This window comes from Actinophytocola sp., from assembly GCF_036402745.1.
Taxonomy (GTDB): Bacteria; Actinomycetota; Actinomycetes; order Mycobacteriales; family Pseudonocardiaceae; genus Actinophytocola.
Map to the genome: position 1 here is coordinate 1 of NZ_DASWSJ010000274.1, position 14,700 is coordinate 14,700.

16 protein-coding genes are annotated in these 14,700 nt (G+C 72.1%); 7 read left to right on the top strand and 9 right to left on the bottom strand.

The genetic code is table 11. From position 1 onward, the window contains the following. Positions 1 to 823, bottom strand: an 823-nt coding sequence (locus VGD70_RS25900; RefSeq protein WP_331085740.1) for an LLM class flavin-dependent oxidoreductase, incomplete at its 3' end; no start/stop codon positions are given. A gap of 112 nt (positions 824 to 935) precedes the next feature. Between VGD70_RS25900 and VGD70_RS25905 the strand changes: the two genes are divergently transcribed. Genes VGD70_RS25905 through VGD70_RS25920 form a run of 4 tightly spaced genes read left to right on the top strand, consistent with a single transcriptional unit; the run spans position 936 to position 3,436 of the window. After that, positions 936 to 1,511 carry a VOC family protein gene (locus tag VGD70_RS25905; protein ID WP_331085742.1) on the top strand — a complete coding sequence of 192 codons (576 nt, stop codon included), beginning with the start codon at positions 936 to 938 and terminating at the stop codon, positions 1,509 to 1,511. Then, positions 1,505 to 1,948, top strand: coding sequence for a nuclear transport factor 2 family protein (locus VGD70_RS25910; RefSeq protein WP_331085744.1), 444 nt, complete (start codon positions 1,505 to 1,507; stop codon positions 1,946 to 1,948). The genes VGD70_RS25905 and VGD70_RS25910 overlap by 7 nt, the downstream gene beginning before the upstream one ends. A 4-nt stretch (positions 1,949 to 1,952) precedes the next feature. Next, complete coding sequence (locus VGD70_RS25915) at positions 1,953 to 2,810, top strand: fumarylacetoacetate hydrolase family protein (protein ID WP_331085745.1); 858 nt, start codon at positions 1,953 to 1,955, stop codon at positions 2,808 to 2,810. Continuing rightward, complete coding sequence (locus VGD70_RS25920) at positions 2,807 to 3,436, top strand: TetR/AcrR family transcriptional regulator (protein WP_331085747.1); 630 nt, start codon at positions 2,807 to 2,809, stop codon at positions 3,434 to 3,436. The genes VGD70_RS25915 and VGD70_RS25920 overlap by 4 nt, the downstream gene beginning before the upstream one ends. 23 nt (positions 3,437 to 3,459) lie before the next feature. On the opposite strand, the gene VGD70_RS25925 is transcribed toward VGD70_RS25920, so the two are convergent. From VGD70_RS25925 to VGD70_RS25935, 3 genes are read right to left on the bottom strand one after another with little or no spacing between them, the layout of a single operon-like run. After that, positions 3,460 to 5,409, bottom strand: a complete 1,950-nt coding sequence (locus VGD70_RS25925) for a VWA domain-containing protein (RefSeq protein ID WP_331085749.1) — start codon at positions 5,407 to 5,409, stop codon at positions 3,460 to 3,462. Beyond that, positions 5,406 to 6,806: a sigma 54-interacting transcriptional regulator gene (locus VGD70_RS25930; protein ID WP_414638054.1), complete on the bottom strand. Its 1,401-nt coding sequence runs from the start codon at positions 6,804 to 6,806 to the stop codon at positions 5,406 to 5,408. The genes VGD70_RS25925 and VGD70_RS25930 overlap by 4 nt, the downstream gene beginning before the upstream one ends. A gap of 53 nt (positions 6,807 to 6,859) precedes the next feature. Continuing rightward, positions 6,860 to 8,074 carry a low temperature requirement protein A gene (locus tag VGD70_RS25935; RefSeq protein ID WP_331085753.1) on the bottom strand — a complete coding sequence of 405 codons (1,215 nt, stop codon included), beginning with the start codon at positions 8,072 to 8,074 and terminating at the stop codon, positions 6,860 to 6,862. Positions 8,075 to 8,122: 48 nt separating this feature from the next. On the opposite strand from VGD70_RS25935, the gene VGD70_RS25940 reads away from it, so the two are divergent. From VGD70_RS25940 to VGD70_RS25950, 3 genes are read left to right on the top strand one after another with little or no spacing between them, the layout of a single operon-like run. After that, entirely contained in the window at positions 8,123 to 8,614 is a 492-nt protein-coding gene (locus VGD70_RS25940) for a YcxB family protein (RefSeq protein WP_331085754.1), read from the top strand. Between the two features lie 58 nt (positions 8,615 to 8,672). Beyond that, entirely contained in the window at positions 8,673 to 9,473 is an 801-nt protein-coding gene (locus VGD70_RS25945; protein WP_331085756.1) for a hypothetical protein, read from the top strand. Positions 9,474 to 9,483: 10 nt separating this feature from the next. After that, positions 9,484 to 10,062, top strand: coding sequence for a hypothetical protein (locus tag VGD70_RS25950; protein WP_331085758.1), 579 nt, complete (start codon positions 9,484 to 9,486; stop codon positions 10,060 to 10,062). 26 nt (positions 10,063 to 10,088) lie between these two features. On the opposite strand, the gene VGD70_RS25955 is transcribed toward VGD70_RS25950, so the two are convergent. The 5 genes from VGD70_RS25955 to VGD70_RS25975 form a co-directional block, all read right to left on the bottom strand. Beyond that, positions 10,089 to 11,138, bottom strand: a complete 1,050-nt coding sequence (locus VGD70_RS25955) for a ferrochelatase (protein ID WP_331085760.1) — start codon at positions 11,136 to 11,138, stop codon at positions 10,089 to 10,091. Continuing rightward, complete coding sequence (gene fabI / locus VGD70_RS25960; RefSeq protein WP_331085762.1) at positions 11,139 to 11,906, bottom strand: enoyl-ACP reductase FabI; 768 nt, start codon at positions 11,904 to 11,906, stop codon at positions 11,139 to 11,141. It abuts the gene before it with no gap. 52 nt (positions 11,907 to 11,958) lie between these two features. Continuing rightward, the gene (gene fabG, locus VGD70_RS25965) at positions 11,959 to 12,663 is read right to left on the bottom strand and encodes a 3-oxoacyl-ACP reductase FabG (protein ID WP_331085764.1); all 705 of its coding nucleotides are present in this window, start codon (positions 12,661 to 12,663) and stop codon (positions 11,959 to 11,961) included. A 133-nt stretch (positions 12,664 to 12,796) separates the two neighbouring features. Beyond that, positions 12,797 to 13,786 (bottom strand): VWA domain-containing protein, encoded by a 990-nt coding sequence (locus VGD70_RS25970; protein ID WP_414638055.1) that lies wholly within the window; start codon positions 13,784 to 13,786, stop codon positions 12,797 to 12,799. Further along, positions 13,786 to 14,685 carry a DUF58 domain-containing protein gene (locus VGD70_RS25975; RefSeq protein ID WP_331085806.1) on the bottom strand — a complete coding sequence of 300 codons (900 nt, stop codon included), beginning with the start codon at positions 14,683 to 14,685 and terminating at the stop codon, positions 13,786 to 13,788. The genes VGD70_RS25970 and VGD70_RS25975 overlap by 1 nt, the downstream gene beginning before the upstream one ends. Between the last annotated feature and the right edge of the window lie 15 nt (positions 14,686 to 14,700).

Below are 14,700 nucleotides of genomic sequence, written 5' to 3' on the forward strand. Positions count from 1 at the left end.
CGGGCACGAAGTTGACCGTGTCGAACCGTTCGGTGGTGAGGAACTCCGCGATGATGCGGGCCCACACCTCGGGTGTGGTGCGGATCGGCTGACCGCCGGAACCGGTGCGGGGGCGTTCGGTGGTGTGCGCGTGGTCGGTGATCCTGCCGACGAGCTGGATGACCCGCCGGATGTCGGTGGGCTCCCGGCCGGCCTGCCGCGCGGCCGCGTCGATCAGGTCCTGTGCGGCGGGTTTGGTCTCGTACGGCGTGCCCAGTGGGGCGATCCAGCCGTCCGCGCGGCGGCCGGCGAGCCGCAGCATCCGAGGTCCGCCGACGCCCAGCCAGATCCCGACGCGGTGGGCGGGCGCCGGGCCGGGGGCGATGCCGGGGAGGTGGAAGATCTCCCCTTGGACGTCGATGGGCGGCCCGGGCTGCCAGAGCGCGTGCAGAATCGTGATCGCCTCGTCGGTGGCCGTGAACACCTGGCCGGGTGCCCAGTGCGGTCCGCCCATGCCGAGGATCTGCGGCCAGGAGCGGCCGCCACCCAGGCCCAGCTCGAACCGGCCACCGGAGAGGACGTCGAGGCTGGCGGCGGTCTTGGCCAGCATCGCGGGCGGCCGTAGCGCCAGGTTGGCGACGTTCGTCACGAACCGCAGGTTCTCGGTCCGGCCCGCCAGCACGCCGATGATCGCGAACGGGTCCAGGAAGTCCGGCACGTAGGGGTGGTCCTGGATGGACACGTAGTCGAAACCCGCGTGCTCGGCCGTCTGCGCGTGGTCCAGCAAAGCGGCCGCGCCGTCGCGGCGCGGGCTGAGAAAGACGCCGAACTGCGCGGCGTTCATGGTGGCCTCCAACGACGTGATGGGGCGGGCTACACCACCAAGCGTGCTCTTGACCTGAAGTCAAGTCAAGCTATGGTGGTGATATCAGCGTCACGTCGAAGGAGTGGTGATCATGGCGTCACCGGCGAAGTTGTCTCATGTCGTCCTTTACTCCCAACGGGTTCCGGTCATGCGTGACTGGTACGTGCGGCTGCTCGACGGCCGGGTCGTGCACGAGGCGCCCGGGATGGTGTTCCTCACCTACGACGAGGAGCACCACCGGGTCGCCATCGCCGACCCGGCAGCCATGCGGGCGGCGGGGGCCGAGGCGCTGATCGGCGACGGACCTGCCGAGCTGTCACCGGAGGAGATCGCGGCGCTGCCGCCGCACGGGCTCGCCCACATCGCCTTCACCTACAGCACGCTGCGGGACCTGCTCGAGAACTGGGAGCGGCTGAAGAACGACTCGGTGCTGCCGGTCGTGGCGATCAACCACGGGCCGACCACCTCGCTGTACTACGCCGACCCGGACGGCAACCAGATCGAGCTGCAGATCGACAACTTCGACACTCCCGAAGCGGGCACGGCGTTCCTGGAGTCCGACAGTTTCGCGAACAACCCGGTGGGCGAGGCGTTCGACCCCGAGTCGATGCTCACCCGGCTGCGCGCCGGCGAACCCGCCGCCGAACTGGCGGCGCCGACATGGTGATCGGCAGCGCGACCGACGTGGCGGCGCGCTTCGCCTGTGCGGACGTCGTGCGAGCGTCGTTCCAGCTGATCGACGACGGGCACGCGGCCCAGGCGGCCGGGCTGTACACGGTCGACGGGACGCTGACACTGTCGGACGCGACGAAACAGGTCGGTGACGTGACGCTCCGCGGCGCGGACCTCCACGGCGCGATGCTGGAGCGGGAGGCCGCGGCCAGGACGACCGTGCACGTCCTGACTCCGTCGGCGTTCCGGCTCACCGGCCCTGACGTCGCCGAGTCGGACTGTCATCTCCAGCTTTACGTGCTGGGCGACGACCGGTCGGCGAGCCCGAGGCCGCGCGCGTTGAGCCAGGTTCGGGACGTGCTCGCCCGTGGCGCGGACGGCGCGTGGCGCATCTCCGCGCGCCGGATCACGATCCTCGCCGGAAGCCGGTGACGTGATGCGCCTGTACCGCACCACCCGGGGGCTGGCCCGCGGCGATGGCGACGCGCTGCTCCTGCTGGACCTTCCCCACCCGGACGTCGGGAGCCTGCTGGCTGACGACGTTGCCCAAGCGCGCACCGCGCGGGTGACCGACCGGGTGGCTCCTGGCTCGGTCACCCTGCTCGCGCCGGTGTCCGCGCCGGCCACGGTTGTCGTGGTCGGCGCCAACTACCGGGACCACGTGGCCGAGGCCGGCATCGTCCTGCCGACCGCGCCGCAGTTCTTCGCGGTGTCGGCCGGGCGCGACCTCTTCACCGGACCCGGCTCGCCGATCGTGCTGCCCCCCGAGGCGCCCGGCCACGTCGACTACGAGGCCGAGCTCGCCGTCGTCATCGGGGCCGGTGGCAAGGACATCCGCGCCACCGACGCGTGGCACCACGTGGGCGGGTTGGCCGTTGCCAACGACGTGTCGGCGCGCGACGTGCAGTTCCGGGGTATGCGCGACGGAGCCGTGGTCGACCTGCCGGCGGTCCGGCGCAGCAAGACGTTTCCGACCTTCAAGCCGCTGGGGCCGGTCGTGGTGACACCGGACGAGTTCACGCAGCCACTCGATCTCGCCATCACCACCCACGTGAACGGCGAGCTACGGCAGAAAGGCCGGACCAGCGACATGCTGTTCTCGGTGGCCGAGCTCGTCGCGGCGGTCTCCGCCACGATCACGCTGGTACCTGGGGATCTCATCCTCACCGGCACGCCGGCCGGGGTCGGGCTCGCGTCCGGGACCTACCTGAAGGCCGGCGATACTGTCGAGGTGGCCATCGACGGCATCGGGGAACTGCGCAACGCGATGACAGCGGGAGGGCTGCCGGGATGAGCTCCGACAAGCCGGCGCGCGGGCAGCGCAGGGCGGCGCTCGTCGCTGTCGCGGCCGACCTGTTCGCACGCAAGCCTTACGACGAGATCTACATCCATGAGATCGCCGAGGCGGCCGGCGTCGCACACGGCCTGCTGTTCTACCACTTCAAGGACAAACGCGGGCTGTACGTCGCCGTCCTGCAAGGGATGCTGGACGAGATACTCGAACTGCACAAACCCCGCGCGGACGAGGACACCCGGGAACAGCGGCTGCGCGGCCTGTTCCGGCGCCACATCGAATATCGGCGCGGCCACGTCCACACCATGCTCGCCATGATGCGCGCCGGGGGACAGGATCCCGAGATCGACGAGCTGTTCGAGCGGGGCCGCCGGGCCGGCGCCGAGTTCGTCCTCGACCTCCTCGGCCTCACCGCCGAACCGCCACCGTCGTTGCGCATCGCCATCCGCGGCATCATGGGCATGCTCGACGAGGCGACGATCGACTGGCTCACGCACGACTGCGACGTTCCCGTAGCCGAACTCGAACAGCTCGTCTACCGCGCGACGGTGGCCATACTGTCGTCCGTCCAGTCCGCCCACCCCGACCTCTGCGACGTGGTCGCCGAGCTCGGCTCGCTGAGCTGAGGGTGTACAGGTGGGCTCGTTGGTCAGGACCGCGGCCGCCTGGTGCGCAAATAGTCACCGACCACCGCGGCCCCCAGGCCGTCCAGGTCCGGGTTGACCACGCGGCCGCCGCTGCGCCGCGCGATGAGATCCACGAACCGGGCCAGGCTCGGGTCCTCGCCCAGCATGAACACGCTGACCGACGCGCCCAGCTTGGCCAGCGCGTCGACCTCCGCGACCGTCTTGCGCAGCGTGCTGTCCAGCGGCGGGTAGTCGAACACCGCCGCGCCGTCCGGCTCCAGGTGCGCGGTGGGCTCGCCGTCCGTGACGACCAGGACCACCGGGTGCGCGTCCGAGTGCCGGCGCAGGTGCCGGCCGGCCAGCAGCAGCGCGTGGTGCAGGTTGGTGCCCTGCTCCCACACGCCCTCGAGGCCCACGAGCTCGGCCAGCTCCACCGACCGCGCGTGCCGGCCGAACGTGATCAGCTGCAACGCGTCGGTCCGGAACCGGGTGGTGATCAGCTGGTGCAGCGCCAGCGCGGTCCGCTTCATCGGGACCCAGCGGCCGTCCTGCACCATCGACCACGACGTGTCCACGCACAGCGCCACCGCGGCCCGCGCCCGCTGCTCGGTCTCGACCACCTCGACGTCGACCACGTCCAGCGAGATCGAGCCCGTCGACGCGGTCCGCAGCACCGCGTTGCGCACGGTCCGCGAGGTGTCCCACGGCTCGGTGTCGCCGAACTGCCACGGCCGGGTGGACCCGGTGGGCTCCCCCGCGGCGCCGGCGTTGCGCGCGTCGCGCTGACCCTGCCGGCGCGCGGCGTTGACGACGTCCTTGAGCGCGGTCTGGCCCAGCCGGCGCAACGCCTTGGGCGACAACCGCAGCGACCCGTCCGGCGCGCGCTCCAGCAGGCCCTGCTCGCGCAGCTCCTTCTCCAGCTCGGCGAGCCGCCGGGCGTCGACCCTGGCGTCCTCGTCGAGCTGGCGCTCCAGCGCCTCGACGTCGATGTCCTCCAGCCGCGCGCCCGGGTAGGACTGCGCGAGCTGCTCGGCCAGCGCGTCGATCTCCGCGAGGTCGGCCATGGCCTGCGCGCCCTCGCCGAGGCCCATCGGCTGGTTGCCGCGGAAGCGCGCGGACCCGGTCCAGTCCTCGCCCGGCCGCAGCGCGCGCAGGTTGGCATCCAGCGACGCGATCTGGTCGACCAGCCGGGGATCGCCGAACGCACCGGCCATCAGCTCGGCCAGCTCCGAGCGCTGCTGCTCGGACATCGAGTTCATCATCCGCTGGGCCGCGGCCGCCCGCTGCGCCAGCGCGTCGACGAGCTCCTCGGTGTTGCGCGGGTTCTCCGGGAAGAACTCGCCGTGCTGGCGCATGAAGTCCTGGAACTGCTCGGTGGTGTCCTCGCCACGCAGGTGCGACAGCAGCAGATCGTTGAGGTCGGCCATCATCCGCCGGATCCGCTCGGTGTCCTCCGGCCGCACGTTCTCCAGCGCCTGCTTCATGCCCTGGAACCGGGACTCCATCAGCTCCTGGCCGAGGAGGTCCTGGATCTTGCGGTAGGACTCGCGGGCCTCGTCCGAGCGCCAGTCGTACTCGGCCAGCTCGCGCACCGCGGCCGCCGTACCCGACGGCAGGGCGTCGAGCTGCGCCTCGCGGAACCGGGCGTCGTCGTCCGGGTCGGGGAACAGCTTCGCCTTCTCCGCCCGCAGCGCCTCGTCGAGCAGCTCACGCACCTGTTGCAGCGTGCCGTCGAGGTTGTGCCGGCGCTGGATCTGGGACCGCCGCTGCCAGAGCCGGCGGGTGAGCTCGTCGAGACCCGACGTGTTGGGCGTGCCGCGGCGCAGCAGCTCCTCCAGCGCCGAGCGCGGCGAGCGGCCGTCCATGACGTCGCGGCCGATGGCGTCGAGCGCGTCACGCAGGTCGACCGGCGGCGCGAGCGGGTCCGGCCCGTCGTGCCACGGGCCGTAGGAGAACCGGTCCGCGCTGGTCACGGCCCGTACACCGTCATCCCGCCGTTGTCCTCGGAGTCCTTGGCCAGCCGGCGGTTGAGGTACAGCGCCTCCAGCGCCAGCTCGACCGCGGCGGCGATCCGGCCCGGCGGGTCACTGGGCATGACGTCGAGCCGGGCGGCGACCTCGTGCAGCACCGGCAGCTCCGGGAGCGCGGCCAGCACCTCGGCGCCGGTCACCCGCTCGCCGGTGGCCACGAGGTGACCGTCGACCACGACGTCCACGATGGGCCGCAGGTCCAGGCCGGCGAACTTGTCCTTGGCCGTCTCGGCGACCGCGCGGCGCAGCAGGTGGGTGAGGTGCTCGGTCTCCCGGCCCTCCTCGCCGGACTCGAACTCGAGCTTGCCGCGCAGCACGGCGGGCACGGCCTCGAGGTCGATGGGCCGGGCGATCGGCGGGTCCTCGCCGACGAGCGCCGAGCGGCGCAGGGCCGCGGCGGACAGGGTCTCCGCGGCGGCGACCGCGAACCGGGCGGACACCCCGGAACGCTGGTCGATGGCCGAGGACTCGCGCAGGTTGCGCACGAACCGGGCCAGCACCTCCAGCAGCGGCTCGCCGACCTCGGCCAGCAGCTCGGCCTCCTGCTTGATCACGTCGACCTCGGCGGCCACGGTGAGCGGGTAGTGGGTGACCACCTCGGCGCCGAACCGGTCCTTGAGCGGGGTGATGATCCGCCCGCGGTTGGTGTAGTCCTCAGGGTTGGACGTGGCCACCATGAGCACGTCGAGCGGCAGCCGCAGCGTGTAGCCGCGGACCTGGATGTCCCGCTCCTCCATGACGTTCAGCAGCGCCACCTGGATGCGCTCGGCGAGGTCGGGCAGCTCGTTGATGGCGACGATGCCGCGGTGCGCGCGCGGCACGAGTCCGAAGTGGATGGTCTCGGGGTCGCCCAGCGTGCGGCCGGCGGCCACCTTAACCGGGTCGACGTCGCCGATGAGGTCGCCGACGGAGGTGTCCGGGGTGGCGAGCTTCTCGCTGTAGCGCTCGGATCGGTGCCGCCAGGCCACCGGCAGGTCGTCGCCGAGCTCCTCGGCGCGCCGGCGGGACTCCGGGGTGATCGGGTCGAGCGGGTGCTCGCCGAGCTCGGCGCCGGCGATGACCGGCGTCCACTCGTCCAGCAGGCCGACGATGGTGCGCAGCAGCCGGGTCTTGCCCTGCCCGCGCTCGCCCAGCAGCACCACGTCGTGCCCGGCCAGCAGTGCCCGCTCGAGCTGGGGCAGCACGGTCCGGTCGAAGCCGACGATGCCCGGCCAGGGGTTGCGCCCGTCGCGCAGTGCGGCGAGCAGGTTCTCGCGAATCTCGGTCTTGACGCCGCGCGGGTAGAACTCGGCCGCGCGCAGCTCTCCCACGGTCCTCGGGAGGTTCTCGGGTGGTGTCACCTGTTCGACGCTACGCAAGGTCCGGGCCATGTGTCGACGTAGAGCAGCTCCAGCTAGCCGGCGTCGGAGCCGTGCCGCACCGTGCTACGGGCCTCGGCGAACCTGATCGTCTCCACCGCGTTCAGCGCGATCAGCACCACCGCCAGCACACCCAGGCTCGCGAGCGCCGGCAGGTTCGCCACGAGCGGAACGAGCACCACACACACCGCGGCGGCGGCCAGCCGGAGGAGCTTGAGCTTGCGGTAGCACCGGTAGGAGAAGCCGACGTGCGCGAGCAGGTAGACGGCCACGCCGCCGTACATCGCCCACAGCGGCATGCCGTAGAGCGGGTCGGACAGCGTGTGGTGCCCGGTGTCGCCGACGTACTCGAGCACCTTCTTCAACCCCAGCGCCAGCAGCACGATGCCGGCGAGCATCGGCAGGTGCAGGTAGGTGAACGCGATGCGGGCCATCGACACCCGGTGCTCGCCGCGGGCCTGGCTCAGCGCGTGCTCGCCCAGCAGCGCGGCGGTGTCGAAGTACACCCACCACAGGCTCGCCGACACCGCCAGGCCCAGCGTGGCGGCGACGATGATCGGCCAGGAGATCGGCAGGTGGGTGACGCCGACGCCGATGGCCACGATCGACTCGCCGAGCGCGACGATGACGATCAGCCCGTGCCGCTCCGCGAAGTGCCGGGCCGAGCCCAGCCGCCAGCCGCGGGAGCCGATGACGAGCGTGCCGCCGTAGTCCGCGACCACCGCGGCGAGCCAGAGCAGCAGCTGCGCGTCGCCGGAGGTGTTCGCGGCGAGCAGCAGCAGCGCGGTGCCGCCGATCATCGTCGGCGCGAACATCGCGATCTGGCGGCGCAGCCCTCCGTCGTCGCCGCTGATGGCCCAGAACAGCACGAGGTGGGTCAGCCGCAACGCGAGGTAGGCGAGCGCGAACACGGTCGGGCCGGGCAACCCGCCCGGAAGGTCCACGAAGGACTCCGGGATGGCCAGCGCCAGCAGGAACATCGCGGCCATGGCGACCAGCAGCGCGATCCGGGTCGCGCCCTCGTCGGCCTTGACCACGTTGGTGAGCCACGAGTAGCCGACCCAGCACCACCACACGACGGCGATCAGCAGCACCCCGCGCAGCAGCCCGCGCCCGTTGACGTCGTCCGCCATCAGCGCGGTGATCTGGGTCAGCGCGAACACGAACACCAGATCGAAGAAAAGCTCTAGGGTCGTAGCGGTGCTCGCTTCCCGTACCCGTTCCACCCGGACCCGTGCGGGATGTGTCATGCGCCTAGTTTTGCTCACGAACGCGCTGGCTGGGAGGGCGACACGGGAATGGCGGACGATCAGCTGGAACTGCGCTGGGACCCGCAGCCGGGCGACTGGGGCGACGCGCTGCGTGCGGTGACCCCGCTGTACCGGTGGTCGCCGTGGTTCGCGGCGGTGCTCGCGGTGTTCGGCGCGGTGCTGGTGGCGCTCGGCGAGCCGCTGCCCGGGGTGTTCGGGCTGGCCTGCGCGGCGGTCATCGCGGCGCTGCCGATGCTCGCGGTCAGCTCCTCGTTCCGGCGCAACCCCGTGGCCGCGGCCACGGTGACCGCCACCATCGACGACTCCTCGATGCGGATGATGACCGTCGACGGCACCGCGTACAGCGACCTGCGCTGGTCGACGCTCGCCGGGTGGCTGGAGACCAACCGCAGCTTCGTACTGCGCACCGACGAGGCGACGGTCCTGTTCCCGGTGCCCAACCGCGCGTTCGGCGCGCAGGAGGAGCGGCGCCGGTTCCGCGAGGTGCTGGAGCGCAACGTCGGGCCCGCGAAGCCGTGATGCGACAAGCACCCCACCCCGATCGGGTGGCGGGCGTTATCGCGTAATCTTTGCGTTCGTGTCATCCCCCAGCGCGACAATGGCGGTGTGGTCGTCGGCCTGGTTGAGCGGTGCCGCTGCCGCCGACGACGTCCTCGATGCCCTGCAGGACTGGGCCGAGCTGCACGAGGTGGTCGCCGCGGACGAGTCGTTGGCGGCCACCCTCGAGCTCCCGGTGCGTGGCGAGCCCGGCGGTGCGCCCGCCGCGTTGCTCGCCGCACTGCGCCGGGCCGGCGTGGACGGCGGGCGGCTCGTGATGCCGGTGCCCGGTGACGTCCGCGGGCTCGGCGGGCCCAGTGCGTTCGCCACCGAGGCGTTGCGCGCCGGCGAGGCGGTCGTGCTGGACAACCTGGGTGTCGTGCCGGAGCGGCTCGGCCGCGCGGTCGACACCGGCATCGTCCGCTGGATCGTGTTCGAGGTGGGCCAGCTGCCGCCGGCGGCCAACGTGCCGCTGGGCGAGGCCGAGCACGAGCTGACCGGTGCGATGCGGGTGGCCGCGGGCATGCTCATCGAGCTCGGCGTGGCCAAGCAGCGAGCCGGGGTGCGGGAGGAGCTGCAGGCCAGGATCGCCGAGCGGACCAAGGCGAGCTGGCCGGCCGGCATGCCGCAGCGGGCGTTGCGCGTGTTGCAGCGGGCCGCCGAGGTGTCCGCGATCCTGGAGCTGGCCATGGAGGACGAGCCGGGTGGCGCGCTGTCCGCGTCGGCCGCGCTCAAGCGGGCCGAGGCGCTGCGCCCGCTGTTCCACGCGGTGCGGACCGCGCGCTGCGCCGCCGTCGCCGACGCCGTGCGCACGCTGTCGGACCACGCCGGCCGCCTCTAGTCTTCCAGCCGTGCTCATCGAGAAGCGCCTGCACGCGGGCATCCGCGACGGGTCGATCACGGTGATGTTCCGGCGGTGGCACCGACGCCAGGTCACCGCCGGCAGGGTCTATCGAACCGCGGCCGGGCGCGTCGTCGTCGACTCGGTCGCCGAGGTGAGGCCCGGCCGCATCCGCCGGGCCGACGCGATCGCGGCCGGGTATCGCACGGTGGCCGAGGTGGTCGCCGACCTACGCGGCTCCCCCGACGATCCGGTCTACCTGTTGCGCCTGCGCCGTGCCGACGAGCCCGACCCGCGCGACCTGCTGGCCAGCTCCGCCGATCTGTCCACTTCGGACGTCGAGGAGATCTCCCGCCGCCTCGCCCGGCTCGACGCGGCGTCGTCGCACGGGGCTTGGACCTCCGAGACGTTGGCCATCGTCCAGCGGCGGCCCGCGGTACGGGCCGGGGACCTGGCGGAGGAGCTTGGGCGGGAGATGTTGCCGTTCAAAGTGGACGTTCGCAAGCTCAAGAACCTGGGCCTGACGCTAAGCCTGGAGGTCGGCTACCGGCTCTCCCCGCGCGGCGAGGCCTACCTGCGCCCGCGCTGACCACGGCCACAACCACGGCGGAGGCCTCATGGTGCCGGCGGTGACGCCGCGGCCCCCGGCCGACGGGGAACCTCGCAGCACAGTTCCGCACAAGGCGCGCCATTGACGGTGCGACCCGCCACCGGGAAGTCCGACAGCTTCCGGACGGGCGCGTCCGCCAGCTGCTCCCGCACCAACTCGACGACCAACTCCGCGAACCGCGGGTCCCCACTCGGCGCCGCCGCCCGCGCGAACCCCAGGCCCAGCTCGGCCGCCTTCGCCGCCGCCTCCGTGTCGAGGTCCCAGACCACCTCGAGGTGGTCGCTCACGAAGCCCACCGGGCACACCACCACCGCCGGCACCTGCTTGGCCGCCAACGCCTCCAGGTGGTCGAGGATGTCCGGCTCCAGCCACGGGATCCGCGGCGGCCCCGACCTCGACTGCCACACCACGTCGTAGTCCGCCACGCCCACCTCGGCGGCCACCAGGCGCGCGGCCTCCGCGACCTGGCCGGAGTACCGGCCGCCACCCTCGGCCGGCGGGCCGGACGCGACGTCCGCCGACCTGGGCACCGAGTGGGCGGTGAACACCAGGCGGTAGTCCGCGAACCCCTCGCCGGCCGACCGGACCGCGTCGGCGAACGCGCCCACGAACAGCGGGTGGTCGAAGAACTGCCGCAGCTTCACCAGGTCCGGCGCGCCGGCGCCGACCGCCGCGCGGGCGCGCACGATGTCCTCGTCGTACTGGCGGCAGGCCGAGTAACCCCCGTACGCGCTGGTCGGGAACACCAGCGCGCGCCGCACCCCATCGGCCGCCATGCGGCCCACCGTGTCCTCGACCATCGGGTGCCAGTTGCGGTTGCCGAAGTACACGGGGAGCTCGATACCGTGCCGCGCCAAGGCATCCGTGACCGCGGCGATGGCGGACCGGTTCAGCTCGTTGATCGGGGACACGCCGCCGAACGACTGGTAGTGGTGCTCGACCTCGGCCAGCCGCTCCGGCGGCACCCCTCGACCGCGCGTCACGTTCTCGAGGAACGGGCGCACGTCCTCGGGCTTCTCCGGGCCGCCGAAGGACAGCCAGAGCAACGCGTCCACCTACTGGCCCGTTGCGTGCAAGCCGCCGTCGACCATGATCATCGAACCCGTCGTGGCGGGCAGCCAGTCGGACAGCACGGCACAGATCGACTTCGCCACCGGCACCGCGTCCTCGGCGTCCCAGCCCAGCGGCGCCCGGTCGGCCCAGCCGCTCTCGAGGTCGCCGAAGCCGGGGATCGACTTGGCGGCCATCGTCTTCAGTGGACCCGCCGAGACGAGGTTGACCCGCACGCCGTGCGGGCCGAGGTCGCGCGCGAGGTACCGGTTGACCGACTCCAGCGCGGCCTTGGCCACGCCCATCCAGTTGTAGGCGGGCCACGCGACCCGCGCGTCGAAGTCCATGCCGACCACGGACGAGCCGCGGGACAGCAGCGGCAGCAGCGCCACGGCGAGCGACTTGAACGAGTACGCGGAGACCTCGACCGCGACCGACACGTCCTCCTTGGGCGCGTCCAGGAACGGCGCGCCGAGGCAGGTCTGCGGGGCGAAGGCGATGGCGTGCAGGACACCGTCGAGCCCGTCCACGTGCTCGCCCACCCGGTCGGCCAGCGTGTCCAGGTGCTCCTTGTTCTGCACGTCCAGCTCGATCACCGGCGGCGGCTGCGGCAGGCGCTTGGCGATCCGCTCGACCAGGCTCATCCGGCCGAAGCCGGTCAGCACCACGGTCGCACCCTCTTCCTGGGCGACCTTCGCCGCGTGGAACGCGATCGACGCATCGGTGATCACACCGGTGATGAGCAGGCGCTTGCCTTCGAGCAGACCGGTCACGAGCGACCCTCCTGGTTGGTCGGTGGGGGGCCCCAGTCTGTCAGTGCCTCCGTCAGTGCCCCATGCCGAGTCCACCATCGACCGGCACGATCGCGCCGGTGATGTAGCCGGCCGCGTCCGAGGCCAGGAACGTGACCGCGGCGGCCACCTCGTCGGTGCGCCCGTACCGGCCCGCGGGCACCTGGCCGAGGATGACCTCGCGGCGCTCCTCGGACACCGCGTCGGTCATCTCCGTGCTGATGAAGCCCGGCGTGATCACGTTCGCGGTGATGTTGCGGTTGCCCATCTCCCGCACGATCGAGCGGGCCACGCCGACGAGGCCGGCCTTGCTCGCCGCGTAGTTGATCTGGCCGGGGCCGCCGGTGAGGCCGACGACCGAGGAGATGAAGATCATCCGGCCCCAGCGGGCCTTGAGCATGCCGCGGCAGGCCCGCTTGGCGACCCGGTACGCGCCGGTGAGGTTGGCGTCGAGCACCCGGGTGAACTGGTCCTCGGACATGCGCATGAGCAACGTGTCGTCGGTGATGCCGGCGTTGGACACGAGCACCTCGACCGGCCCCTGCGCCTCCTCGACCTCCTTGAAGGCGGCGTCGACCTGGGCCACGTCGGTGACATCGCAGCGGACCCCGAACAGGCTCTCCGGCGGCGGCTTGCCGCGGTAGGTCACCGCGACGTCGTCCCCCTGCGCCGCGAACGCCTGGGCAATGGTCAGCCCGATTCCTCGGTTACCGCCAGTAACCAGCACAGAACGTCCCACACCTGCTCCTCGGTAGGACCCATGATTGCGTACGCAAGATTATCTGCTTCCCCTGCGGACGCGGCGTCGAGGTTGGGTCAACCGCGGATTGGCATCTTCCGGACATATAACCCATATGGGTGGCCAAAGATGATCAGGGCAGACGCTGACCGATCAACAACGCGCTGCCGGCGGCCATCAGCGCGGCGAGCGTGCCGAGCACGAGCCACGGTCTGCTGGCGTCGGCGTCCTTGGTCTCGTAGCCGATCTGTTCACCGAGCGTGTCGTAGACGCGGTGCAGCTGGTCGGCCGTCGCCGCACGGTAGAACTCGCCGCCGGACAGCCGGGCGATCTCGCGCATCGACTCGTCGTCGACGGGCACCGGCTGGTTCTTGCCGTCGATCGTGACCTCGCCGCTCTGCGTGCCGAACGAGATCGTGGACACGGGGATCTTCTGGTCGGCCGCCGCCCTGGCCGCGGTGAACGCGCCACGCGGGTCGTTGCCGTCGTCGGTCGGGATGGTCTGCTTGCCGTCGGTCATCAGCACGATGCGGGCCGGGGGCGCGCCGTCCACTCCGCTGATGACCTGCGCGAAGCCCTCGATCGCCTGCAGCGCGGCGAAGATCGCCTCGCCGGTGGCGGTGGACTCGGCGAGCCGCAGGTTGTCGATCGCGTTGGAGACGCCGTTGCGGTCGGTGGTGGGCGACACGAGCACGGTGGCGGTGCCGGCGAACGCGATGAGGCCCAGGTTGATGCCCGGGGTCAGGCCGGTGACGAAGTCCTTCGCGGCGACCTGCGCGGCCCGCAGCCGGGTCGGCTTGACGTCGGTGGCCTCCATCGACAGCGACACGTCGATCACGAGCATCACGGTGGCCCGGTTGCGCGGCACGCGCTGCTCGGCGGTCGGCCCGGCCATCGCGGTGGTGAGCAGCATCAGCGAGGCGACCAGCACGATCGCCGGCACGTGCCGGATCCAGCCCTGCCGCTTGGGCACGACCTTCTCCAGCAGCGCCAGGTTGGTGAACCGCATGACGCGCTTGCGGCGCATCCGCTGCACGGCGACGTAGCCGACCACGATCAACGCGATCACGACCAGCAGCAGGAACCACCAGGGCGCGGTGAAGTTGCGGAAGCTCAGGTTCATCAGGCCACCCCTCCTCCGGACCACCGTCGCTTGCGGGCGACGACGAACCGGACCGTGTCGGCGATCCAGTCCGAGTCGGTGCGCAGCACCAGGTGCCCGCCGCCGGCCCGGCGCACCGCGGCCGCGACGTCGGCCCGGTGCTCGGCCGCGGCCGCGCCGAACTCCTTGCGCAGCAACGCCGACGCGTGGACCTCGCGCTGGCGCCCGGACTCCGGGTCGGCGAGCACGACGGTGCCGACCTCGGGCAGGTCCACGTCCCGCGGGTCGAGCACCTCGACGGCGATGAGGTCGTGCCGGGTGGACAGCGCACGCAACGGCCGCTGCCAGTCGATGTCGCCGAGGAAGTCGGAGATCACCACGGCGAGCCCGCGCCGGCGCGGCGGCCGGCGCAGCTGCTCGATGGCGTCGGCGAGGTCACCGCGCACACCCTCGGGTGCGCGCGGGGTCTCGGCGATCTTGCGGACCAGTCCCCTGGCGTGCGCGAGGCCGCCGCGGGCGGGGACCCGGACCGTCCGCTCGCCGGTGGCGATGACCGCGCCGATCCGGTTCCCGCCGCCGCCGGTGAGGTGTGCCATCGCGGCGGTCGCGGCCACGACGAGGTCGCGCTTCTCGCACGCCGCCGTGCCGAAGAAGAGGCTGCCGGACAGGTCGACGACGAGCCAGGTCTCGAGCTCGCGGTCGGCGACGGTCTCCCGGATGTGCGGGATGGTCGTGCGCGCGGTGACCGCCCAGTCCATCCGGCGCACGTCGTCGCCGGGCTGGTAGGCGCGGGCCTCGCCGGGCTCGGAGCCGGGTCCGGGGACCAGGCCGAGGTGGTTGCCCTGCAGGAGCCCGTCGAGCCGGCGGCGGACGTCGAGCTCGAGCAGGCGCAGCCCGTGCTCCATCCGCTCGCCCTGCATGATCGGCGGCGCCCA